Origin of the sequence: Streptomyces sp. NA04227, from assembly GCF_013364195.1 — a bacterium.
Lineage (GTDB): Bacteria > Actinomycetota > Actinomycetes > Streptomycetales > Streptomycetaceae > Streptomyces.
In genome coordinates this window covers 3,569,131-3,591,653 of the sequence record NZ_CP054918.1, presented here as the reverse complement: position 1 = coordinate 3,591,653, position 22,523 = coordinate 3,569,131, and the positions used below count along the sequence as shown (strand labels likewise).

15 protein-coding genes and 1 pseudogene are annotated in these 22,523 nt (G+C 71.5%); 4 read left to right on the top strand and 12 right to left on the bottom strand.

Going from position 1 to position 22,523, the window contains the following annotated elements:
* Positions 1 to 8: 8 nt before the first annotated feature.
* Positions 9 to 1,052, bottom strand: coding sequence for an AraC family transcriptional regulator (locus HUT18_RS15270; protein WP_176101205.1), 1,044 nt, complete (start codon positions 1,050 to 1,052; stop codon positions 9 to 11).
* A 283-nt stretch (positions 1,053 to 1,335) separates the two neighbouring features.
* On the opposite strand from HUT18_RS15270, the gene HUT18_RS15265 reads away from it, so the two are divergent.
* The 3 genes from HUT18_RS15265 (at position 1,336) to HUT18_RS15255 (ending at position 4,646) form a co-directional block, all read left to right on the top strand.
* Positions 1,336 to 2,811 carry an NAD(P)/FAD-dependent oxidoreductase gene (locus HUT18_RS15265; protein WP_176101204.1) on the top strand — a complete coding sequence of 492 codons (1,476 nt, stop codon included), beginning with the start codon at positions 1,336 to 1,338 and terminating at the stop codon, positions 2,809 to 2,811.
* Between the two features lie 83 nt (positions 2,812 to 2,894).
* Positions 2,895 to 3,707 carry an SDR family oxidoreductase gene (locus HUT18_RS15260; protein ID WP_176101203.1) on the top strand — a complete coding sequence of 271 codons (813 nt, stop codon included), beginning with the start codon at positions 2,895 to 2,897 and terminating at the stop codon, positions 3,705 to 3,707.
* Positions 3,708 to 3,782: 75 nt separating this feature from the next.
* Positions 3,783 to 4,646: an alpha/beta fold hydrolase gene (locus HUT18_RS15255; RefSeq protein ID WP_176101202.1), complete on the top strand. Its 864-nt coding sequence runs from the start codon at positions 3,783 to 3,785 to the stop codon at positions 4,644 to 4,646.
* Between the two features lie 48 nt (positions 4,647 to 4,694).
* On the opposite strand, the gene HUT18_RS15250 is transcribed toward HUT18_RS15255, so the two are convergent.
* The 10 genes and pseudogenes from HUT18_RS15250 to HUT18_RS15205 all read right to left on the bottom strand — a co-directional run.
* Complete coding sequence (locus HUT18_RS15250; protein ID WP_176101201.1) at positions 4,695 to 5,021, bottom strand: plasmid stabilization protein; 327 nt, start codon at positions 5,019 to 5,021, stop codon at positions 4,695 to 4,697.
* 111 nt (positions 5,022 to 5,132) lie between these two features.
* Positions 5,133 to 6,350 carry an ROK family protein gene (locus HUT18_RS15245; RefSeq protein WP_176101200.1) on the bottom strand — a complete coding sequence of 406 codons (1,218 nt, stop codon included), beginning with the start codon at positions 6,348 to 6,350 and terminating at the stop codon, positions 5,133 to 5,135.
* 127 nt (positions 6,351 to 6,477) lie between these two features.
* Positions 6,478 to 10,038, bottom strand: coding sequence for an alpha-N-acetylglucosaminidase TIM-barrel domain-containing protein (locus HUT18_RS15240; protein ID WP_176101199.1), 3,561 nt, complete (start codon positions 10,036 to 10,038; stop codon positions 6,478 to 6,480).
* A gap of 207 nt (positions 10,039 to 10,245) precedes the next feature.
* Positions 10,246 to 10,665 carry a molybdopterin-binding protein gene (locus HUT18_RS15235; protein ID WP_176101198.1) on the bottom strand — a complete coding sequence of 140 codons (420 nt, stop codon included), beginning with the start codon at positions 10,663 to 10,665 and terminating at the stop codon, positions 10,246 to 10,248.
* A gap of 153 nt (positions 10,666 to 10,818) precedes the next feature.
* Entirely contained in the window at positions 10,819 to 11,925 is a 1,107-nt protein-coding gene (locus HUT18_RS15230; protein WP_254878615.1) for an ABC transporter ATP-binding protein, read from the bottom strand.
* Positions 11,926 to 11,939: 14 nt separating this feature from the next.
* Positions 11,940 to 12,830 carry a molybdate ABC transporter permease subunit gene (gene modB, locus HUT18_RS15225; RefSeq protein ID WP_176101196.1) on the bottom strand — a complete coding sequence of 297 codons (891 nt, stop codon included), beginning with the start codon at positions 12,828 to 12,830 and terminating at the stop codon, positions 11,940 to 11,942.
* Positions 12,827 to 13,693, bottom strand: a complete 867-nt coding sequence (gene modA, locus HUT18_RS15220; RefSeq protein ID WP_176101195.1) for a molybdate ABC transporter substrate-binding protein — start codon at positions 13,691 to 13,693, stop codon at positions 12,827 to 12,829. The genes modB and modA overlap by 4 nt, the downstream gene beginning before the upstream one ends.
* A 336-nt stretch (positions 13,694 to 14,029) precedes the next feature.
* Positions 14,030 to 16,576 carry an RICIN domain-containing protein gene (locus HUT18_RS33780; protein WP_254878614.1) on the bottom strand — a complete coding sequence of 849 codons (2,547 nt, stop codon included), beginning with the start codon at positions 16,574 to 16,576 and terminating at the stop codon, positions 14,030 to 14,032.
* Positions 16,577 to 17,047: 471 nt separating this feature from the next.
* Positions 17,048 to 19,420 (bottom strand): alpha-L-fucosidase, encoded by a 2,373-nt coding sequence (locus HUT18_RS15210; RefSeq protein WP_176101194.1) that lies wholly within the window; start codon positions 19,418 to 19,420, stop codon positions 17,048 to 17,050.
* Between the two features lie 333 nt (positions 19,421 to 19,753).
* A pseudogene (locus HUT18_RS15205) lies at positions 19,754 to 20,995 on the bottom strand (adenosine deaminase); the annotation flags it as partial.
* Between the two features lie 245 nt (positions 20,996 to 21,240).
* Here HUT18_RS15205 and HUT18_RS15200 point away from each other — a divergent pair.
* The gene (locus HUT18_RS15200; RefSeq protein WP_176101193.1) at positions 21,241 to 21,945 is read left to right on the top strand and encodes a hypothetical protein; all 705 of its coding nucleotides are present in this window, start codon (positions 21,241 to 21,243) and stop codon (positions 21,943 to 21,945) included.
* Positions 21,946 to 22,023: 78 nt separating this feature from the next.
* Here HUT18_RS15200 and HUT18_RS15195 read toward each other — a convergent pair whose 3' ends face one another.
* Complete coding sequence (locus tag HUT18_RS15195) at positions 22,024 to 22,398, bottom strand: helix-turn-helix domain-containing protein (protein ID WP_176101192.1); 375 nt, start codon at positions 22,396 to 22,398, stop codon at positions 22,024 to 22,026.
* Between the last annotated feature and the right edge of the window lie 125 nt (positions 22,399 to 22,523).

Sequence of the window (22,523 nt, the reverse complement as noted above, 5' to 3'; positions counted from 1 at the left end):
TTGAGGAGTCAGTGGTGCTGAGGAGCACGTGAACCGGCCCGCTCCGCCTCCTGGCGTACGAACCTGCTCGGCGTCATCCCCCGCCAGCCGTGGAAGGCGTGGATGAAGCCGGCGGGTTCGGAGTAGCCGAGGCGGCGGGCCGTTTCCTGGGTGGAGAGTCCGGCGACCAGGAACTCCTCGGCGAGACCGGCCCGGGCCTCGGCGACCAGCCTGCGGTAGCCGGTCTGTTCCTCGGCGAGGCGGCGGCGCAGCGTACGGGCGGACAGGTGCAGTTCGGCGGCGGCCTCTTCCACGGCGGGCATCCGGGCGGGGGAGCGCAGCAGCAGGTCGAGTACCTGCCGGGCGAGGCCGCCGTGCGGGGCGCGTACGGAAAGGAGCCGGTGGCACTCCGCCGTGGAGAGCGCGGCGATACGGGGATCGGCCTGCGGCAGCGGGGCGGCGAGGAGGTCGGGGTGGCCGCTGAGGGTGGTGCGCGGCGCGTCGAAGGCGGGCAGCGAGCCGAAGCACTCCCGGTAGGGCGCGGGGTCGGCGGGCGCGGGGAAGGCGAAGGCGTAGTCGAAGTGGGCCGCGGTGCCGACGATCTCGCGCTGCATCATCCGGATCGCGGCGGCCTCACGTTCGGCGAGGAACCGGCGGGTGGGCGGCGGCAGATGCCCGGTGCCGAGGACCAGCGCGACGGACTCGGCGCCCTGCTCGAAGGAGATGTCGCACAGGGCGTAGGTCAGGCCGAGATAGCGCAGACCGAGGTCGATGGCGCTGCCCACGGTGGGGCTGGAGAGCAGGGCGAGACCCCACGGTCCGTACGCGGACAGGTGGTAGCGGCTCCCGGCGACCAGGCCGAGCGCCGGCTCCGGGCAGGCGTCGACCAGATTGCCGACGACCGTGAGTTCCTGCTCGGCGGTCACATAGGCGCCCGTCTCGTTCACCGCCGCCGCGCTGAGCCCGCTCCCGGCGAAGAGCCGCCGCTGCGGCACGCCACGCTCCGCCGCGACCTCGGCGAGCAGCGCGACGCCGAGCGCCCGGCGCTCCAACTGGGTACGTACCACTGCCACTTACCTCCCCGCACGCCGCTGCCGTGTGCGCCTGCCGCCCGTTCGCGCCGCGTGCTCCGGACCCTTGCCGCGCCGACATGCCCGCGCCGACAAGCCATGCCCACGGCGACACGCCCACACCGACACACCCACGCCGACATGCCCGCGCCGCCGACCGTGCCCCCGACCATGCCCGTACCGCCGCCGTTTGCGGCCGCCGCCCGCCCCCGCTGGCCGGAACTATCAATGGATTGTCCGTTGCGCGCATGGCCCCGGACAACTCCCGGGCCGCAGATTGTTGGCCATGACGACTCCCCGTATCGCGATCATCGGCGCGGGCTTCGGCGGCCTGTGCGCCGCCGTGCGGCTGCGGCAGGCGGGCATCACCTCGTTCACGCTCTTCGAGAAGGGCTCCGACGTCGGCGGGGTCTGGCGTGCGAACACCTATCCCGGCGCCGCCTGCGACGTGCCCTCGCACCTGTACGAGTTCTCCTTCGCGCCGAACCCGCGCTGGTCGCGCCGGTTCGCCGGGCAGCGGGAGATCCACGCGTACCAGCGGGAGGTGGCCCGCCGCCATGGCCTGTACGCGCATCTGCGGACGGACACCGAGATCGCCTCGGCCCGCTTCGCGGAGGAGGACGGGGTGTGGCATCTGACCACCACCACGGGCGAGGTGCACGAGGCCGAGGTCCTGATCACCGCGACCGGCCAGCTCTCGCGGCCGTCCATCCCGCCGATCCCGGGCCGGGAGTCCTTCGCCGGACCGCAGTTCCACTCCGCGACCTGGCGGCACGACGTCGACCCGGCGGGCAAGCGGGTCGCCGTGCTCGGCACCGGCGCCAGCGCGATCCAGTTCGTCCCCGAGGTGGCCGAGGCCGCCGAAGCGGTCACCGTGTTCCAGCTCGACCCGCCGCACGTCCTGCCCAAGTCCGACTACCCGTACCCGAGGGCCGCCACCGCCGTCTTCTCCCGGGTACCGGCCGTGCAGCGCCTCAGCCGCTGGCTCACCTACTGGCAACTGGAGTCCAGGGCGCTCGCGTTCACCCGCTGGCCGTGGCTGGCCGCCCCCTTCGCCCGCCGGGTGACCCGCCACCTGAAACGGAAGGTCACCGACGAGAGCCTGCGCCGCCGTATCGCGCCGACCAGCCCGCTCGGCTGCACCCGCGTCCTGCTCTCCAACAACTGGTACGGCGCCCTGGACCGCCCGCATGTGGACGTCGTCACCGAGCGGGTGACCGAGGTACGGCCGGAGGGGCTGGTCACCGAGGACGGCCGCACGCGCGAGTTCGACGTATTGATCTACGGCACCGGCTTCCGCGCCACCGACTTCCTCGCCCCGATGGAGATCACCGGCCGCGACGGGCGCGAGCTGAACCAGGCCTGGCGCGACGGCGCCGAGGCCTATCTCGGCATGACCGTCAGCGGCTTCCCCAACCTGTTCATGCTGTACGGGCCCAACACCAACCTCGGCCACAGCTCGATCATCTTCATGCTGGAGAGCCAGACCGCGTACGTACTCCAGGCGGTACGTGAACTCTCCCGCGGCCGCACCCGCTGGCTCGACGTACGGCCCGAGGTGCTCGGCCGCTTCAACGACGAGGTGCAGCGCCGCATCCGCGCCACCGTCTGGGACCGGGGCTGCACGAGCTGGTACAAGAACGCCGCCGGGAAGAACACCGTCAACTGGCCCGGATTCACCTTCGCCTACCGCCGTCGTACGCGGCGTCTGGAACTCGACGACTTCCATCGGGAGCCCGCGCGCACGGGGAGGCCGATGTGAGCGGCGTCGGTGTGAATGGCGGGGGAGAGGGAGTCGGAGAGGGAGTCGGAGGGGGAGCCGGAGGAGGTTCGCGCACGAGCGGTGTGCCGGGCGGCGGCGGCAGTGCGGTGGTGACCGGTGCGGGGCGCGGGATCGGTGAGCAGATCGCGCGGCTGCTCGCGGCGCGCGGTCTTACGGTCGTGGTCACCGACATCGACGAGGAGGCCGCGCGCCGGGTGGCCGGGGAGATCGGCGGCATCGCCCTGGTCCAGGACGTACGGGACCCCGACTCGCACCGGGAGGCCGCGCGGGCCGCACAAGCCGCCGGTGAACTGCGGGTCTGGGTCAACAACGCGGGCGTCCTGTACGCGGCCCCGGCCTGGCGGCACTCCGACGCCGAGGTGACCCGCACCATCGAGGTCAACCTGCTCGGCACTCTGCATGGATCCCGGGCCGCGGTGGACGCCATGCACGCGGGCACGGGACGCGGCGACGTCGTCAACGTTGTCTCGGTGTCGGCGCACGGCCCCGTACCCGGACTCGGGGTGTACGCGGCGAGCAAGGCGGGCGCCCTCGGCTTCACCACCTCGCTGGCCGGTGATCTGCGGGCGGCGGGCAGCCGGGTCCGGGTGCACGCCCTGTGCCCCGACACGGTGGCGACGGGCATGGTCCACGCCGTGGCCACCGACCCGTCGGCCTCGCTGCTCTTCACCGGTGGCGGCCTGCTCGACGCCCACGAGGTGGCGAGGGCCGCGGTCCAACTCGTCGGCACCGACCGCCTGGTACGCAGCGTCCCGGGCTGGCGAGCGGCCCTGGTCCGCGTCGGGGGACTGATCCCGGGCACGGCGGCCCGTCGGCTGATGCCCGCGTTCGAACGGTTCGGACGGGGTATGCAGCGGCGGCGGCACGCGCCGTGAACCAGCCGCGCACGCCTGCCGACCCTGACCCCGACCTCGACCCCTTTTCCCGCCCGGCCTCCAGCAAGGAGTGACATGCCCGTCGAGACGCTGACCTTCACCGTGGGGCGGGACGGAGGGCCCGTGGACGCGGGCGCGGACCTCCACCCCGTAACCCTCGCCCACACCCGTACCGGAAGCGGCGAACCCCTGCTCCTCGTGCACGGCATCGGCCACCACGGCGCCGCCTGGGACCCCGTCCTGCCCGCACTGCGCGCCCGGCACGAGGTGATCGCGGTGGACCTGCCGGGGTTCGGCGACTCCCCGTCGCTGCCCGGGGCCCTGCGCTACGACATCCCCACCGTGGCCCGGGTGTTGGGCGCCTTCGCCGAGGAACTCGGTCTGGAGCGTCCGCACGTCGCGGGCAACTCGCTCGGGGGCCTGCTCGCCCTGCGGCTCGGGCACGAGAACGCGGTGCGCTCGGTGACGGCGCTCTCGCCCGCCGGGTTCAGCCCCGGCTGGGAACAGACCTATCTGTTCGCGGTGTTGGGCGCCCTGCACGCCACCTCGCGCCTGCTGCCGGAGCGCGCGATCCGCTCCCTGGCCCGCTCGGCCGCGGGCCGCTGGGCACTCACCAGCACCATCTACGCCCGCCCCGGCCGCCGTGACCCGGCGGCGACGGTCGCCGAGGTGCTGTCCCTGCGCGGCTGCACCGACTTCGCACGCGCCCGCACCGGCTGCCTGACGACCCGCTTCGCGGACCCGGTCACCGGCCCACCGGTGACGATCGCCTGGGGCGACCGCGACCGCCTCCTCCTGCCGCGCCAGGGCACCCGCGCCCAACTCGCCGTACCCGGGGCGGAGTTCATACGGCTCGGGGGCTGCGGGCATGTGCCGATGAACGACGACCCGGAGCTGGTCGCGAGGGTGTTGCTCGAGGGGGCGGGGCGTGGGCGGTGAGGGATGCCGTACGAGGGGCCGGGGCGGGTGTCTCTCAGCCGGGTGCCTTCACCGCCCCAGCGCCCGCCGCAACTCCTGCTTGTTCATCGACGAGCGGCCCTCGACGTTCTTCTTCCTGGCCTCCTCGTAGAGCTGGTCCTTGGTAGGCCCCTGCGCCCCGCTGTGGGAGCGTTCGCCGCCGCGCTGCGAGGCGGACTTGGGGTCCTTCAGGGAGGCCCTGCTGCCGGTTCTCGACTCGCCGGAGCGGGCGCGTTCCTTGTTGACGGTGCGGGCCGCGATCTCCTTGGCGCGCTGCTCGGACTCGCCTCGCTGTTCGGCGCTCTCCTTGATGTGCTCGTACTGCCGCTCGCGCTTGTCGCTCGATCCTGCGGGCATGTCGTGCCTCCTTCGTCACGTCATCCGTCACGTCATCACGCCGTGCGTCGCCCTTCCCATCCATGCATACGGCTCAGCTGCTCGCGACTCGTACCGACGCGTACCGGCCCGTCAGGTTCCCGCCGACCGCGGGGCCCTCGCCGCCAGTTCCCGTTCCCACACCTGGTCGACGGCCAGTTGCACCGCGCCGGTGACCACCGCGTCGCCCCCGAGTGGGGAGAGCGCGAAGGCGGGTTTGGTGAGGAGCAGGGGCCGGAGCTGCCGTCGTACCGCGTCGAGCAGGACCTCTCCCGCGCGGGAGACGCCGCCACCGATCACGACGGTCGTGGGATCGAGGGCGAGTACCAGGGGGCCGATCGCGCGGGCGAGGATCCGGGCGGCCTCGTCGGTGATCCCGTAGGCGGGCTCTTCGTGTGCGGCGGCGGAGGCGAAGAGGGCGGCGACCGGGTCGTCGCCCGCCAGGAGGCGGCGGGCGAGGGGCGAGCCGGGGTCGGCGTCGGCGGCCGATCCGGCCGCGGCGGCCAGGGCCGCGGCCCCGATACGGGCTTCCAGTGTGCGTTCGTCCGTCTCGCCCGTGACGAAGCCGATCTCGCCCGCCGCGCAGGAAGCGCCCCGGTGGAGCCTGCCGGAGATGATCAGCCCCGCGCCGACCCGCTCGCCCCACTGGACGGCCAGCACGGTTGCGGTGGGGTCCCCGAGCGAGCGGGCGACCGCCAGAGCCGCGAGGTTGGCGTCGTTCTCCACGTGCACGGGGCAGTTGGCCGAGGCGCGGAGATGGTCGGTGATACGGACGGCGGTCCAGCCCTCGACGCTCGGCGCGAGGCGGATCGTGCCGGTGTCCGGGTCGATCAGTCCGGGGGAACCCGCCGTGACCTGGACGAGGTCCGAAGGGGTCAGCGCGGCGCTTCGGGTCGCTTCGTCCAGGACGCGGTCGACCGCGGCGAGGACGTCGCTCGCCTCGGCGCGCTCCACCCGCTGCCGAGCCGAGGCCAGGACGGTACCGCGCAGATCGGCCACCGAAGCCGTGACCCGGTGCGGGCCGATGTCCAGGCCGAGCACCGGCCGACGGCGGCTGTGGAACGTGTAACGGGCAGCGGGGCGGCCGACGTTGCGCGCGGTGGCATCGGGAGCAGCGGGGACCAGCCAGTCGCGGGCCATCAGGTCGCCGACCGCCTGGCGGACCGTGGGGCGGGTGAGACCGGTGGCCTCCGCGAGATCGGTGACGCGCACGGTGTCGGTCGGCGCGGACCGCACCGCTCCGAGCACGTCGAGCGTGGTGAGCTCGCGCAGCACGGGCGTACCGCCCGCCGCTCTCGGTTCCTGCCTCACCGGGTCCTTCCCGTCCGTCGTGGGCCCCACATCCTAGGTCGCGGTCCCTGGGGTGGTCGCGGTCCCTGGGGTGGTCGCGGTCCGTGGGATGGTCGCGGTCCGTCGGATGCGGGGCCCGGGACGGGGCTCAGTCACGGGCGAGTACGGTGACCTCGCTCAGGTGGAAGGAGGGGTTGGCCGTGTTGGCCAGCCCGGTCACCCGGACATGGCGTGCCGACGCGCCGACCGTGAAGGTGTCACCGGCGTCGGTGGCCGCACGGCCCTGTGACCGGCCGCCGAGGGCGAACCAGTGCTCGCCGTCGGTGCTGCCCTCCAGGCGGTAGGTGTAGGCCCGCTTCCCGTCCACGTAGTTGCGGACGTTGACCGAGGTCAGGTCCTTCACCGAACCGAGGTCCACCTGCCACCAGGTGCCGAGGGTGGCGATCCGCGAGGCCCAGTAGCGCCCGTTGGTCCGGTCGCCGTCGACGGCGGCCGAGGGCGGGCTGCCGTCCTCGGAGGACAGGGCGGTCGCCGGGCGCCCGGTGCTGACGTTCTCGCCCTCGCCCGGCGCCGGAAGCTCGGCCTCGGTGGTGCCCAGGCCCTGGAAGGTGGCCAGTCCGTCGCGCTTGGTCCGGTGGTTGACCGCCGAGTAGAACAGGCCCGCGTCCAGCTCGGCCGTCAGGCCCGGGACCTGGGGCGCGCCGACCTGGACCCAGTTCTTGCCGTCACTGCTGCACGAGGCGACCACGCGGTCCCCGACACGGCCCAGGCGCAGGTGTGTGCCGTTGGTGAAGCCACCGGACTCGACGTTGGTGTCGAGGTGGCCGTCGCCGTCGGAGTCGTAGCTGAGCAGACAGCCGTGTTCCGGGGTCAGGGCCAGGGTGGCGTAGCCCGCACTGCCGGGCGTGGACAGGTCGGAGCGCAGGACGAGTCCGGCGCGGGCGTACGGGGCGTTGTTGACCTGGGAGGTCACCTTCGTCGTCACCGCGTTCCCGTCCGTGACGGCGTTCTCGCGGTAGACGGCGCCGAACTCGTCCACGTCGGTCCAGGTGTCCGATCCGCCCCCGGCCATGGCGAACTTCTCGCCGTCCTGGGCGAATCCGACCTCGGTGGTCTTCGCCGCCTTGAGGCCTTCGGAGAGCGGGCCGGTGACGAGCGCGGTCGCCGCGGCGGACTCGGTGGCCGCGCGGTCGCCGGAGCGCCAGCGGACGTCCGCCTTCAGCCCGGGAGTGGAGGCCGCCTTCGCCGATGCGGGCGCGGTGACATCGAACCGAGCCGAAGCGCTGCCACCGGCCGGTACGGAGCCGGGGAGCCCGGGCCCGGCGGGGGAGACCGTCCAGCCCTCGGGCGCCGTCAGCTCGACCGAGGTGTGCGCGGTGGCGCGTACGGCGTTGTCGTTGGTGAAGGTGGCGGTCACCCGCAGGGTCTTGCCGGGGGCGACTCCCCCGGCGAGGGGGCTCAGTTCGAGCTTCCCGGCGGGGGCCTGCGCGACCTCGGCGGCCAGCGCGTGGGCGTCACCGGCGGGAGTGGAGCGGTAGCGCGTGGTCTTGAGCGACCAGTCGGCGGCGACCTTCTTCCAGTCGACGGCCGCCGGCTCCCGACCGGTGTGCAGCGACTCCTCCAGGGTGGCGAAGTAGCGCTGCCAGCGCGGCAGGTAGTAGTCGCCCACGAGGCCGTTCCACTCGCGCGAGGCATAGTCCTGGATGGGACTGGTGCGGTCCCAGATCGTCACGAGCTGGCGGATGTCGTCCTGGAGGGTGCGGTTCTCCGACGCGTCGGACGCCCACGTCGACGCGTCCTGCTGCCAGGCGCCGAAGAGGAAGTTGCGGTCGGTGCCGAGCAGTTCGTCCATGAGCGAGAGCTGCCTGGTCCACTCCGCGGTGTGCTTGCGGAAGGTGTCCAGGTCCTTGCCCTGGTAGGCGGCGCGGATCCGGGGCAGCAGCTGCTGGCCCCGGTTGGCGAGAACCTGCCGGGCGAGGTCGACGAGGTCGTGGCGGTAGGCCGTGCTGCGACGCCGCTCCGGGCTCACGGCGAGCAGTTCACCGAGGGCCTTCTCCAAGGCGGCCGGGTCGTAGGGGATGCTCATGGAGGTCGAGAGGCCCGGCTGCCGCTCCACCAGACCCACGGCGTACTTGGTGTCGTTGTCCGGCGGCCAGGAGTACACCGAGGCCGCGAGGAGTTCCCACGCCTTCTGCGCGTGTGCGTCGGTCCCGCCGTAGCGTGCGGTGGCGTAGTCGCGGAACCAGCCGGTGAAGTCGACCGGCTTGTCCTCCCAGGCGAGGTCGGCGAAGAACTCGACCGCGGCCGGGTTGTTGTCGACCGCCTCGGGCATCAGGGCGATGCCGTCGAGCTTGCTGCCCTCCTTGTCGCGCATCTGGTGGAACTTGCGGTTCCACTCCTTCACGGCGACGCCGAGTCCGGTGTGGCCGCCGAAGTTCCAGATGGTGCCGAAGGTGTACGGGGTGCCCTGGAAGTCCTTCTCGCGGTCGGTCACGTCGGGCTGGTCCGAGTTGCCGTCGAGGATCAGGGCCCGGGAGCGGTCGATGGCGGCGAGTACATCGGCCCGGGGGTTGCCCCACCAGCCGAGGATCGCCCAGGTGGCACCCGGATGTGCCTTCTCCAGGGCGCGCTGCACACCGCGTGCCGCATCGCCGACGTTGACGTCCCCCGGTTTGCCGCCCTCGTGCAGCAGATCCATCTTGAACATCGTGCTCTTGCCGAACAGCCGCTCCTGCACCTCGTAGAAGGTGCGCGCGACCTCGGCGAAGTGGGTGCCCGTCGGGTCGAGCCAGTCGGGACGCTTCTGGGCCGAACTCCAGGTTCCCTGCGGGACGGTGTGCGCGCCGGGGTTGCGGTCGGAGAAGTGGTCGGGGACGGTGCCGTAGTACCCGGGCAGGACAGGCGTCATCCCGAGTTCCCGCAGCCGTCCGGTGATCTGTGACCCGAGCCGGACCCGGGAGTCGATGAGCTTCTGGCTCAGCGGCTTCTTCGTGGAGTTGGACATGTTCTGCATCAGCCACCACGGCTGGTGCCCGGGGAAGGGTATCCAGCCGCGCATCTCGGCGTCGGTGTACCCGAACTCGCGCATGGTCTGCTGGTAGACCGCCTCCTGCCCCTCGTACACGAGGACCTCGTTGTAGCCGTCAAGGGCCAGTACGTCGATCTGGTGCTGCCACTCCTTCCAGGTCGTGTAGGCCCCCGCGTAGCCCTCGTTGGTGTCGTTGAGGGCGAAGCGGTGCTTCACGTCGGCGTCGCGCGAGATCGGCTTCGTCGGCAGCGGCAGCGGCAGGGTGCGGGGCAGGTCGAGGTTGTCGCCGTTGACGGAGGCGTCGGCGTGCGCGACCTCGCGCAGATAGGTGCCGAAGCCCGCCAGGATCGTCGCCGGGTCGGTACCGGCGACGCGCAGCCTGCCGTCCTCGACGCCGACCGTGTAGCGCGCGCCGCCCTCCTCGGGCAGTGCGGCCAACTCGACCTGGGCCGCGCGTTCTTCACCCAGCAGCCGGACCAGGGCCCGGCGCGCGGGCGCGGTGCCCGGCTCCTCGGCTCCCGCGTCCGCGTCCGCCTTCGTCATCGGTTCGTTCCCGCCCGCGATGCCGGTCTCGGCTGCGTGCGCCGTACCGGATGCGAGGAGTGTCGTGCCCGTCCCGGAGCACGTCGCGAAGACGACGGTGGCGAGCAACGCCGCCACCGTCGGCCGTCTGAGGCTCATCGGCCCTCCTATAAAGAAATGAGGCTTCTAAATTCGCCACAGTGCAGCACCGGAGGAGAGTCGGGTCAAGGCTTCTGACAGGAACCGCAGTTGGGGCGGGGCGGCCTGGTCTCTGGACGGTTCGGGGTTCGGGGGTTCGTGGGTTCGGCGGTTCGGTTCGAGGGCTGTGGAGGGCGAGTTGAGGCGGGGCTCTGTGTCGGTCGCGCCTCACCCGGTCGCCAGCGAGACCTCCGTCGCCTTCATCAGCGCCATCACGGGCGAGCCGTCGGACAGCCGCAGTTCCGTCGCCGCCTCCTTCGTGATCACGGCGGTCAGCTCACCGCCGTCGATGGTGACCCCCACCGAGGCCAGCGCGCCGCCGACGGTGACCCCGGAAACGGTGCCCGGCAGCTGGTTGCGGATCGACAGGCCCGGCAGTGCGCCGGTGGCCAGGGCGACTTCCGTGGACTTGGTCAGGGCGCGGACGGCGGACCCCTCGACCAGGCCGAGTTCGCGGACGGCGTCCAAGGTGACGACGGCGGTGAGTTCCTGGCCCCCGTCCAGGCGCACTTTGACCGTGGCCATCACCTCGCCCGCCGTGATGGACAGGACGGTGCCGGGGATCTGATTGCGGATGCTCAGGGGCATGGGGGTGCCTCTCGGGGGAGGAGGGAGGAGGGAGGAGGGAGGAGGGAGGAGGGGTGAGGAGTCGGGCGGGTGATTTGCCAGCTTGATGTTGCTTGGTGCTGCTTGTTCCGCCGTCACCCTAGGCCGCGCGCGGTCGCGTCGGCGGGACCTCGCTCAGGCCGGATACGCGTGCGCCTGTGCCGCCTTGACCGTGACCCAGACCCGGGCGCCCGTGTGCAGGCCGAGTTCGGCCGCGGCGGCGGTGGTGAGGTCGGCGGCCAGGGAGAGTTCGCCGGTGAGCTCGGCGCGGATCTGGTCGCCGTGGGTCTCCAGGCCCGCGACCTCGCAGCGCCAGAGGTTACGGGCGCTGGAGCCCGCGGGGCGCTCCCGGTACAGGGTGACCGCGCGCGGCGCGAACGCCACGAAGGCGGGACCGGTCAGGGACTCGGCCGTGTGGAGCGCGGGACCGGCGTCGAGCCGGACCGTGTGCCCTTCCGCCACCCCCTTGTAGAGGTTGAGTCCGACCAGTTGCGCGATGTAGTCCGTACGGGGATGGCGGGCGATGTCGGCCGGGCTGCCCGCCTGGACCACCCGGCCGTCCTCGATGACGACGAGGTGGTCGGCGAGCACCATGGCGTCCAGCGGGTCGTGTGTGACCAGTACCGCGACCGCCTCGAACTCGGCGAGGTGGCGCCGGAGTTGGGCACGTACGTCCAGGCGCGTACGGGCGTCGAGCGCGGCGAGCGGCTCGTCGAGCAGCAGCAGGCGCGGGCCGGTGGCCAGGGCGCGGGCGAGCGCGACGCGCTGGGCCTGGCCGCCGGAGAGACGGCGGGGCTTGGCACCGGCGTGCTCGGTAAGACCCATCCGCGCCAGCCACTCGGCGGCCACGGCACGGGCCTCCGCCTTCCCGGCACCCCGGCAGCGCGGGCCGAAGGCCACGTTGTCCAGGGCGCTCAGGTGCGGGAAGAGCAGATAGTCCTGGAAGACGACGCCGACCGGGCGCGACTCGGGAGGCGTACGGTCCAGGGCCGTGTCGTCGAGCCTGAAGTGCCCGTCGGTGAGCGGAACGAGCCCCGCGAGCGCGCGCAGCGCGGTGGTCTTGCCCGCGCCGTTGGGGCCAAGCAGCGCGACGACGTCCCCGGGGGCGGCGCGCAGCGCGACGTCGAGGCGGAAGGTGCCGCCCCGGTCGACCACGAGGTGGGCGTCGAGGCCTTCCGAGACGACGTCCAGACCTCCCGTGGCGTCCAGACCTTCCGTCGGGCCCTGGTCTTCGTCTCTCACGACGCGGTCGCCCCTCACGACGTCGTCATCCATCGGTCGCGCAGTCCCGCGAGTACCGCGATGGACACCGTGAGCAGGACCAGGCTGAGGGCGATGGCGGCCTCCGGGTCGCTCTGGAGGGCGAGGTAGACGGCGAGCGGCATGGTCTGGGTGCGGCCCGGGAAGTTGCCCGCGAAGGTGATCGTGGCCCCGAACTCGCCCAGTGCGCGCGCCCAGGCCAGTACGGCGCCCGCCGCGATGCCCGGCGCGATCAGTGGCAGGGTGACCCGGCGGAACGCGGTGAAGCGGGAGGCGCCGAGGGTGGCCGCCGCCTCCTCGTAGCGGGGGTCGGCCGCGCGCAGCGTGCCCTCGACGCTGATGACCAGGAACGGCATCGCGACGAACGCCTCCGCGAGGACGACCCCGGTGGTGGTGAACGGCAGCGTGATGCCGAACCAGGAGTCCAGCCACTTGCCCACGACCCCGTTCCGCCCGAGCGCCATCAGCAGGGCCACGCCCCCGACCACCGGCGGCAACACCAACGGCAGCGTGACCAGCGCCCGCACCAGACCGCGCCCGGGGAACTCGGTACGGGCGAGGAGCCAGGCCAGCGGCACCCCGACCACCAGACTCACGGCCGTCGCCAACGTGGCGCAGACCAAGGAGAGTTGCAGCGCCTCCCAGACCTCGGGACTGGTCAACTGCCCGGGCAGGCTGCGCCAGGGTGTGCGTACCAGCAAGGCGATCAGCGGGACGACGAGGAAGGCGAGGCCGAGCAGGGCGGGGACGAGCAGGGGGAGGGGGGCGGCCCGGCCGAGGCCGGAACCGCCGGCGCCCGCTCGCCGGGGGCGGCGTGCACGGCCCGCGCGCCCGGAGCCGCCGCCCGGGCCGGTTGCCGCCCCACCCGACTTCCCTCCGTACCTCACGGCTTGAGGAACCCGGCCCCGGTCAGCACCCTCTGGCCCTCGGCGGACCGCACGAGGTCGATGAAGGCTTGTGCCGCCTCGGAGTTGGGCGCGTCCTTGAGGAGGGTGATCGGGTAGTCGTTCACGGCCTTGTCGGCCTCGGGGAACTCCACGCCGGTCACCTTCTTACCGGCTGCGTGTACGTCCGTCTGGTAGACGAGCGCGGCATCGGCTTCCTTCAGCTCGACCTTGGTCAGGGCGCCCTTGACGTCCTGTTCGTACGAGACCGGCGTCAGGTCGATGTCACCGGCGGCCAGGGCCTTCTGCGCGGCGGCGCCGCACGGCACCTCCTTGTCGCAGAGGACCACCTTCAGGCCGGACTTGGTGAGGTCCTTGAGCGAGGAGATGCTGTCCGGGTTGCCGGGCAGGGTGGCGATCTCCAGGCGGTTGCGGACGAAGGTGGCGGGCGTGCCCTCCGCGCTCCCCGCGTCCGTGACGATCTTCATCGTCTTGGGGCTCGCGGCGGCGAAGACGTCCGCCGGGGCGCCGCCCGTGATACCCGCCGCGAGGGTGTCGCTGCCGCCGAAGTTGAAGGTGACCTTCGTACCGGGATGCGCCTTCTCGAAGTCCTTGCCGAGCGCGGTGAAGCTCTCCTTGAGCGAGGCGGCGGCGAACACGGTGACCGTGCCGGACAGCTTCTTCGACTTGTCCGACGAGGAGTTGGCGCTGGAGCCGGAGTCGGACGAGGAGCCGTCGGACGACGAGCATGCGCCGAGCGCCAGCAGGGCGGCGGTCACGGCACCGGCCACCTGGAGACTGCGGCGGGTCGAGCGGGTCGAGCGGGTCGAGCGGGTCGAGCGGGTCGAGCGCGCGGAACGGGTCATGACGGCCACTCCTTCTGTTCCTCACGGAAACGAGCACCGGATGCGAGTACCGGATACGAGCACCGGAGACGAGTACGCGCACGACGTCGGGCACGGTTTCGGGCACGGCTTCAGGCCGCATCCTACTGCCGCAGATGCGAGGGGAAACCCTCGTATCACCTGGCGAGAGCGCCACAATTCGCGGATGTGGGTGGTATGTGCGAATCCACACCGCTCCCGCCACTGCCTCCCCGAGTCCCGCCCCGCACCGCACAGCCCCGCCCCGCACACACAGGAACGGCGCCCCGCACCCCCTCGGTGCGAAGCGCCGTTCCCCGCGGGCCGGGTGGCGTGGGGTCAGCCCGGCAGGTTCCAGTTCTGGTTGGTGCCGTTGTGGCACTTGTGGATGAGGACGCGGGTGCCGTCGGCGGTGCCGCCGTTCTCGACGTCCAGGCAGAGGCCGGACTTGCCGTTGACCAGGGTCTGGCCGGTGCCGGGCTTCCAGTCCTGGGCGCCGGTGCCGTTGCAGCCGTACAACTGGACGGGAGTATTCGGCGCGGTCGAGCCGTTCTTCACGTCGAGGCACTTGCCGAGGGCGCGCACGGTGCCGTCACCGGGCAGGCTCCAGGTCTGGGCGGCGGTGCCGTTGCACCCGTACAGCTGGACCGGGGTCCCGTCGGCCGGGTTGCCGCCCGCGACGTCCAGGCACTTGTCGGAGGCCGCCGCGGTGAGGGCGCCGGACTCCTTGTGCACGAGCTTGAGGATGCCCGCCGCCGACCAGCTGAAGTTGCCGGTGTTGTTGCCCTTGCCGGTGTCCGAGTCGTACTTCTCCCAGATCGGTTCGTCGCCGTCGAGCAGGCCGTCGGCGTTGGCGAAGAGCTTGGAGCGGAGCTTGTCGGCGTCCGCGCCGAAGCCGTACGCGTCGAGTCCGGTCGCGGCGAAGGAGACCTGGTCGGGCCAGGCGCTGCCACGGGTGTAGGAGTCCGGGTCGTAGGCGGGGTGGTTCTTGGGCAGCGGCGGGAGCGGGACGTGGGTGTTGAACTGCTCGGGGTCGAGCAGCGCCTTGCGTACGCCGTCGGCCTGGGCGGGGGTGGCCGAGCGGGAGAAGAGCGGGACCATGCCCTCGATGCCCTTGCCGATGCCGGTCAGCGGCTTACCGGAGCCCAGGCGGGTGTCGTAGAAGTAGCCGGTGGCCGGGTCCCACATGGTGGCGCGGATCCGCTCGTCCAGGTGGTCCGCCTGCTCGCGGAAGGACGTCGCCTCCTCGGTCCTGCCGAGTGCCTCGGCGATCGAGGCCAGGGAGCGGTCGTTGCGCGCCATGAAGGAGTTGAGGTCGACGGACTCCTGGTTGAGGGAGTAGCCGATGTGCCTGCCGTCCTTGTCGGTGTTGTTCAGTACGTCGAGGCCCGAACCGAAGTCGAAGCGGGGCTCGTCGTCCATGCCGCTCTCCCAGGCGGCGGCGAGCCGGGCGGCGTCCTTGTCCTTGTTGGCCGGGTCGGTGGTGGCGCCGTACTCCAGGACGCCGTTGCGGTCGTGGTCGCGATTGCGCAGCCACCAGGCGTGCTCGGCGACCAGCTTGGCGTACATCTCTTCGAGGAACCTCTTGTCCCCGTCGCTCTTGTAGATCTCCCAGACCGCCCAACCGGCAAGCGGGGGCTTGGTGTTGCGCAGGTTGTGGTGACCGGTGCCGTCGGCCGGATTACGGAAGCCGACGACGTCCGGGAGCATGCCGGCCTCGATGCCGGAGGCCACTTGGTGCTCGAACTGGTTGCGTACCACGGACTTGGCGAGGTCGGGCGAGAAGAAGCTGGTGCCGACGGCCTCCTTGAAGGAGTCCCAGGGCCAGTAGCCGCCCGCGTAGTACTTGTGGCTCATCGAGGGGACGATGCCGCCGTGGCTGAGCCGCCCGCCGGGCCCGCGCCAGTTGCCGACCAGGGTCTCGACGGCCTTGACCGCGAGGCGGCGGTGCTCGGGGGCGATGTTCTTGGTGGCCCGGTCGACGTACCCCTGCCAGCGCCTGTCGGTGGCCGCGGCGGCCTTCTCCGGGGAGCGGAGTGCGGTCTCGATGGCCTTGGCCTCGGCCGTGCGTTCCTTGTCGTCGAAGGTGTACGACTCGGTCCACACCATGCGGGAGGGTTCGGCGGAGACGGTCAGCGGCTCGCGCCGGGTGGTGACGTAACTGTCGCCGTCCACTTGGGTGTTGACCGGTTCGGCGTGACGTATCGCGAGTCGTTCGGTGCCGTCCGCGTAGAAGGAGCCGTTCTTGGTCTTCGCGAACCGGACCTCCACGCCGGTGTCGGCGCCGCGCAGGCTGAGGGCCGAGCGCTGCGGCTCGTCCTTGGGGCGCAGCAGCCCGCCGGACCAGGAAACCGTGAGGCGGCGCTCGGTGGTGCTGGTGACCTCCGCGGTCACCTGCGCGGTGTGCTGGGAGGTGAAGCGCAGGGTGAGGTCGAGCGTCACCCCGTCCACCTGGTAGCGCTGGGTCAGGCGGCCCGGGTAGGAGTGCGCGGTGGGAGCGGGCAGGGTGAGCGCCTTGCCCGTGTCGGCGTCCTTGAGCTGCAGACGGCTGAACGCCTTGCTCATGAACCAGGGGAACTCCTGGGCCATGTACCAGGGTCCGGTGAAGCCGCCGAAGGAGTCGGTGTCCCCGGCGGCCGGGAGCCCGTAGCCGTGGTACGAGCCGAGGTCGGCGAGCGGGCTCAGCTTGGTGGCGAAGCCGTTCTCCGCCGCCGTGGGCGTGCCCGTACGGTCGATCACGTCGGCGTAGTCGTCGGCGGGTGCGGCGGCCTGGCCCACCGACTGCCCTCCGGTGTCGCCCTGTTCGGCGAGGGCTGCGGGGGAGCCGGCCGCCAGGGCGGCCAGCACGGCCGCCGCCGCGCAGAGATTGCGGGGGACACGACGCATTTGTGCCTCCGGGGAGTCGGAAGGAGTGGGGGCGGGGGAGCGGGCGGAATGCTCAGGAAGCTACGAGCCGCGCTCGTTAGATGTCTAGACCTCTTCTCCCGGGTGAAAAGTTATGACCGATATAGCGAGCGCCTATAGGGCGTGCTCAGGCCGTCCGGGAGCGGTGAACAGGGCCACTTGGTCAGGCCGCGTACGAGCGCGGCGAAAGCCACTCCTGGATCACCACGCTGCTGGCACCGGCGTCGAGGTGTTCGCGGACGCGGACCCGGACCCGGACCCGGCCCCGGTGCCGAGGCGGGCGCGGGTCCGCGCCGTGTGCTCGGGTCCCACCAGATGCGGGTGCGCGCCCTGTGCGCGGCCGCGGGCCACCGTGGCCGCGATGATGGGCGGTACGTGCCACGGCCCGCGAGGGCTCGGTGACGGTGGTGACGGGGCCACGGCCACGGCCCCGTCACAGCTCCAACTCCCTTGTCACCCCGTCGACTTCACATTGAAGGTGATCTGCCCGCTGTGGGTCGCCTCCGCGGTCTTCCCGATCACGTGCAGGGTGTAGTCGCCCGGCGGGGTGTCGGCCGAGGTGCGCAGGGTGAGCTTCGCGCTGCCACCGGCCTGGACGGTGGTGGGTTCGAAGGTTCCGGTGGTGCCCGCGGGCAGGCCGGTCACGCTCAGCTCGATCGTGCCGGGTGAGCCCTTGGCCACCGAGGTGGTGATGGCGGAAGTGGTCGAACCCCCGGGCGGCACCGAGGACATGGGCTGCTCCGCGGTGAGGGTGAAGTCGTCCTTCGGGCCGAAGACCTGCACCTCCGCGAGGGACAGCGGTCCTGTTCCGACGCGCTGGACCTTCACGTAGCGGCCGCTCTCGCCGACGGTGAGGGTGGTCGGGCTGCCCGCCTGCGCCGTTCGGTGACTCGACCAGACGCCGGGTTCGGCGGCCTGCTGTTCGGGGGTGAGCGTGTTGTCGAAGGGCTTGTCGGAGACCAGTACCCAGTAGTCGGAGAGCCGGTCCGCGCAGCAGTCGGTGCGGTTCCACAGCGCGATGCTGCCGATGGACGCCGAGCCGCCCAGGTCGGTCTGCCACCAGGCGTTGGTGTCCGAACCGGTGTGGCTGACCGAGCCGTTGAAGAAGTCGCCGTCCGTGTTGCCGTCCGTCGCGTGCGCCGCCTCGCCGTTCGCCTGGGTCGAGGAGGACTGGGTGGCCGGGCGGCCCTTGGCGAGGTTCAGCGCGCTGCCCCCGTCGTACAACGCGAGCGTGGCGATGTCCGGGCTGGTGGCGCGGGAGCCGAGGACCCGCAGGCGCACCTTCGCGCTGGTGACCGGCTCGCCGAGGCGCAGCAGGCGCTTGTAGCCGATCGTGGTCGCCTTGGTGGCCTCGTGCCACTGGCCGCCGTCCCAGGTGTCCACGGCGAAGGAGGTGACGCGCTGCCCGGTCTTGATCCGCTCCTGGAGCAGCACCGTGTCGAAGCGCTCGGCGCCGCCGAGGTCCACGGTCAGAGAGCCGGTGCGGGCCGAGGGCTGCCAGGCGGTGGTGTCGTCGCCGTCCAGGACGTTGGCCGGGCCGTTGCCCTCGGTGCTGGTGGTGCCGGAGTCGTTGGCGGCGCTCGCGCCCTCGGCGACGTTCGTCCTGAAGAGCGAGCGGATCCGGTCGCCGAACTCGGTCAGCCGGTCCACCTCGGTCTGCCCGAACCTGCCCAACTGGTTCGGGCCCACGTTCAGGAGCAGTTGGCAGTTGCGGCCGACCGAGCCGAAGTACATGTCCTCCAGCGCCGCCAGCGATTTGGGCTGCTGGTTCGGGTGCCAGAACCAGGTCGGCTGGAGGCGCGCGTCGCACTCGGCGGGGAACCAGGCCAGATGGTTCGACGCCGTGGTGAGCCGGTCGTCCCCGGCGATGTCGTCCTCGGTGTAGCCGAAGGTCGGGTCGCGCTGCTCGTCCGGTCCGGTGCCGCCCTTGGCGGGCACCACGCTCCACTCCGAAGTACGCGCGTACCCGTCCTCGTTGCCCACCCAGCGCAGGTCGGGCCCGCCGAAGACGGAGGCACTCGGCTGCAGGCCGCGCACCATACGGAACCAGTCGTCGAAGCTGTACTTCTGCTTGCCGCCGGTCGGGTCGTAGCCGTCGAACCAGACCTCGTCCACGGTGCCGTAGCCGGTCAGCAGCTCGTAGAGGGTGTTCAGGTAGTAGCGGTTGTAGTCGTCCACCTCGAAGGTGAAGCTCTTGCCTTCTCCCTTGGTGGGGATACGGCTGGTCTTCTTCGGGCTGCCGTTGCCGAAGGTGCCGCCCGGCAGGTTCTCGTGCATGTCCGAGGGCGAGAGATACAGGCCGACCTTGAGGCCCTGCTCACGGGCCGAGTCGGTGAACTCCTTGACGATGTCGCCCTTGCCGCCCTGCCAACTGCTCGACGCCACCCCGTACTTGGAGTAGTCCGACTGGAACATCAGCATGCCGTCGTGGTGCTTGGCGGTCAGGATGACCTTCTTGAACCCGGCCTTCTTGAACGTCGACACCCACTGGTCGGTGTCGAGTTCCTTCGGCTGGATGAGGTTCGGGTCCTCGTCTCCGTGGCCCGTGTCCCGGCCCGAGTAGGTGTTGGGCCCGAAGTGCACAAAGCCCGTCAACTCCTCGCGCTGCCAGTCGAGTTGCCGCTTGCTCGGCGTCACCGAGGCGGCTTTGGCGAGCAGTTCGTCCTTGGTGTCGTCGGGGGAGACGGGGACGACCTGGCCGCCCGCCGAGGCGGCGGCGGGTGCGGTGGGCGCGGTGGCCGGTTCGGCGGCGCTGACGGCCGCGGGTATCAGGGCGCCGCACAGCAGGGGGACGCCTGCGAGGGCGGCGAGGAGACGTGGACGCATGGGTACTCCGGGATTGGGCGCGGGGGGCCGGGGCGGGGAAGGAGGTGCGGCGCGGAGGTGCGGTGCAGAGGTGCGTTATAGGTGGGATGACTGTGCAATAAGGTGGAGGGGATTCCCCGTAAAGGCAAGTAGTTGGGCGGGAATTGGTAGCGGTTTCCGGGTATACATCGGATGTGTCGCTGCCGTCCTCTGGGCTCCCGAGCCCCTGAAGCGCAGGCCAAGCGCACCGCGTCCCGGTCGCCGCAAGGGCAACCGGGACGCGGTCGGGTACGTGGACGGGGGGATGGGTGGACGGGGTGACCGGCGCGCGTGCTCGGCCGGCCCGGCCCTCGGTCAGCTCTCTGAGCGGAAGCGGTTCTCGAACTTGGCGAAGGCCTTCTCCTGAAGCCACTGCGCCTTCGCCTTGGGGCTGGCGGACACCAGTTGACGGCAGTCCTGGCTCAACCGACGCCCGCTGCCGGGCAGTTGACCTTCGCAGGCCGCCTCGGGCCGGTACCCCTCGGTGGTGGGGTTGCCGCGCCACAGGCTCGCGCCGGGCAGGAAGGCGTACTCCAGGGAGGCGCGGGCTAGGTCCTTCAGTTCCCGGTAGGTCAGGCCGTACGTGGTGGCCGCGTACCGGTACTCGTGGCTGATGTCGATGCGCGAGATGCCGGGATCGTCGGTGGCCAGCACGACGGGCACGCCGTGGGCCCTGTACGTGGAGAAGGGGTGGTCGGCGCCCTTGACGCCGAGGATCTGGGCGTTGCTGGTGAACGGCACCTCGACGGCGGTCTCACGGGCGGCCATGGTGCGTACCGTGCCCTGCCAGTCGTCCTCGTGGACCAGGTCGACACCGTGACCGATCCGGTCGGCCTCTGCCACCGTGACGGCCTCCTTGATGTGGAACTTCAAGTGCTCGGGCTTGACCAGTCCGGGCCACAACTCACCAGCGTGCAGGGTGGCTTGAGCGCGCGGGTAGACCGTGCGCAGGTACTTCACCATCCGCATCTGCAAGCGGTAGTTCTCCAGCGAGCTGTCCCAGTCCTCCGGCTGGACCAGGTTGACGGCGACGAACCGCCCGTCGTGCTCGGCCAGTCGCATGCCGAGGGCCATCTGTGTGAAGACCCGCTCGCGTGAACTGCTGCGCGACACCTGGGAGATCCAGCGCACCGGAAGCTCGCAGCCCGCCCGTGGACGGCTGGTCCCGCAGCGGGCGGCGGTGCGGAACTCGGCGTCCGCGTCGTCGGCTTCCTTGCGCGCCTCGGTGACCAGCTTGTCGAGTTTCCCGTCGGCGGTCAGCTTGCCGTGCAGCCGGGCCAGGTCCTCGTCCCAGCCGACCTCGGTGGCGAGCTTCTTCGATCCTTCGGAGGCCGGGGTGACCATGGTCTCCAGATAGAACTGGTTCTGTCCGGCCACGGCGGCGGCGGCCTCGGCGAGCATCTTGCCCCGGTGCCGCCAGGTGACCTCGCCGAACTTGCCGAAGGTGTCGAAGAAGTGGTCGTGCCCGTTCTGTCCGGCCGGGAAGTCCTGCATGGACCAGGCACGCACCAGCGCGTCGTGGAAGGCGCGGTCGGTGCGGGCGTCCGCGGCCACGCGGCGGGCGTCCCGGTGTCCACCCGGAAGGTTCCGGTGTCCGCCGGAGGGCGTCCCGTGCTCAGGTGAGGGGCGGTGTACGAGGGCGGCGGTCTACGAGGGCGGCGGTCCGCGGGGCCGACTCGACGCACGGGGGAAACATGACGTACCGAACGACGCACCGGACGAAGTACCGAATGACGCAGCGAATGACGCACCGAACGACACAGCGAGCGACGCGCCGAACCGGGCCGCTGCGCCCGATTGTTGTGACCGCTCTGGCTGGGGCGGGGCTGGCGCTCCTGGTGGGGTGTAGCGAGGATTCGCCGCCGCCCCCGGTCGAGTTCGGCGCGGCGAAGCCCGCTGGGGACAGGCTCGGGCTGACGCCACCGGCGGGCGCGTCGCTGCCGCTGGCCCAGTGGCCCGACGGCTGCAAGCTGCTGACCGACGCGGAGGTGACGGCGATCCTGCCGCAGGCGGAGAACGTCGAGCGCGAACCGGTCAAGGTCACCATCCTCAACTTCGACCCGCTGAGCGAGGCCGCGCCCGGCACCACCGGCGATGTCCCGAGTGGCGGCTGCAAGTTCACCTTCGACCTGCCCGGCAACAGCGGCGGCGCCAGCAGCGCCACCGTCACGGTCACCGCCCTCGCGGATGCCTCACTGACGGCCCAGAAGTACGACGAGGACAAGCAGGACGACAGCTCGGAGAAGGGCTTCAAGGACCTCAACTCCAGCTGGGGCGCCGAGAGTTGCTACCTGTTCGAGGGCCCGATCGGCGCCGAGATCACCTGCCGTCAGGGCCCCTACGTCTTCGAACTCGACGGCTCCAGCCACGCCGAGGGCCTGGCCCCGAACCCCGGCCCGGACGCGAAGCCCTCCGAGAACCTGGCGGCGGCGGCGAAGCGCGAGCAGGTCTGGACGGACAAGGTGCTGTCGCAGGTGGCTCGTACCGTGGCGGCTCGGATGTCCTGACCGGAGGGCCTGAGCGCTGCCGGAGGGCTTGAGGGCTACCGGAGGGCTTGAGCGCCGGGCCCGATCGCGCCCGTGTGGTCAGCTTGAATCGGGACCGGACGCGGGACCGGATCCGGTCCCCGAACTGTCGGACGCCGGGTTCGCGGCGCGGCGGTACTCGGCGTTGATGCGCTGAGCTTCCTCGAGCTGGTCCTCGAGGATGACGATGCGGCAGGCGGCCTCGATCGGGGTTCCCCGGTCGACGAGCTCGCGGGCGCGCGCGGCGATCCGCAGCTGGTAGCGGGAGTACCGGCGATGTCCGCCCTCCGAGCGCAGCGGCGTGATCAGCCGTGCCTCACCGATGGCGCGGAGGAAACCGGGGGTGGTGCCGAGCATTTCGGCAGCCCTGCCCATGGTGTACGCGGGGTAGTCGTCGTCGTCCAGACGATCGCCGAGTGGATTGTCTGCTGCCATGTCACCTCGTTGTGCAACGCGTCGAGGGGCCCCGGTGCCGTACGACACCAGGACCCCGCAGGGAATTCAACACCATCTCGCGGCCATGGGCCTTCGCACGGACGAGGAGCCGGAGCGGCGGCGGT

What these genes read in the sequence shown, in the direction of transcription:
- HUT18_RS15235 (WP_176101198.1), bottom strand. Translation starts at nt 10,665, where the DNA reads ATGCCCCTGAGCATCCGCAATCAGATCCCCGGCACCGTCCTGTCCATC.
- HUT18_RS15195 (WP_176101192.1), bottom strand. Translation starts at nt 22,398, where the DNA reads ATGGCAGCAGACAATCCACTCGGCGATCGTCTGGACGACGACGACTAC.
- HUT18_RS15255 (WP_176101202.1), top strand. Translation starts at nt 3,783, where the DNA reads ATGCCCGTCGAGACGCTGACCTTCACCGTGGGGCGGGACGGAGGGCCC.
- HUT18_RS15265 (WP_176101204.1), top strand. Translation starts at nt 1,336, where the DNA reads ATGACGACTCCCCGTATCGCGATCATCGGCGCGGGCTTCGGCGGCCTG.
- HUT18_RS15240 (WP_176101199.1), bottom strand. Translation starts at nt 10,038, where the DNA reads ATGAGCCTCAGACGGCCGACGGTGGCGGCGTTGCTCGCCACCGTCGTC.
- HUT18_RS15210 (WP_176101194.1), bottom strand. Translation starts at nt 19,420, where the DNA reads ATGCGTCCACGTCTCCTCGCCGCCCTCGCAGGCGTCCCCCTGCTGTGC.
- HUT18_RS15250 (WP_176101201.1), bottom strand. Translation starts at nt 5,021, where the DNA reads ATGCCCGCAGGATCGAGCGACAAGCGCGAGCGGCAGTACGAGCACATC.
- modA (WP_176101195.1), bottom strand. Translation starts at nt 13,693, where the DNA reads ATGACCCGTTCCGCGCGCTCGACCCGCTCGACCCGCTCGACCCGCTCG.
- HUT18_RS33780 (WP_254878614.1), bottom strand. Translation starts at nt 16,576, where the DNA reads ATGCGTCGTGTCCCCCGCAATCTCTGCGCGGCGGCGGCCGTGCTGGCC.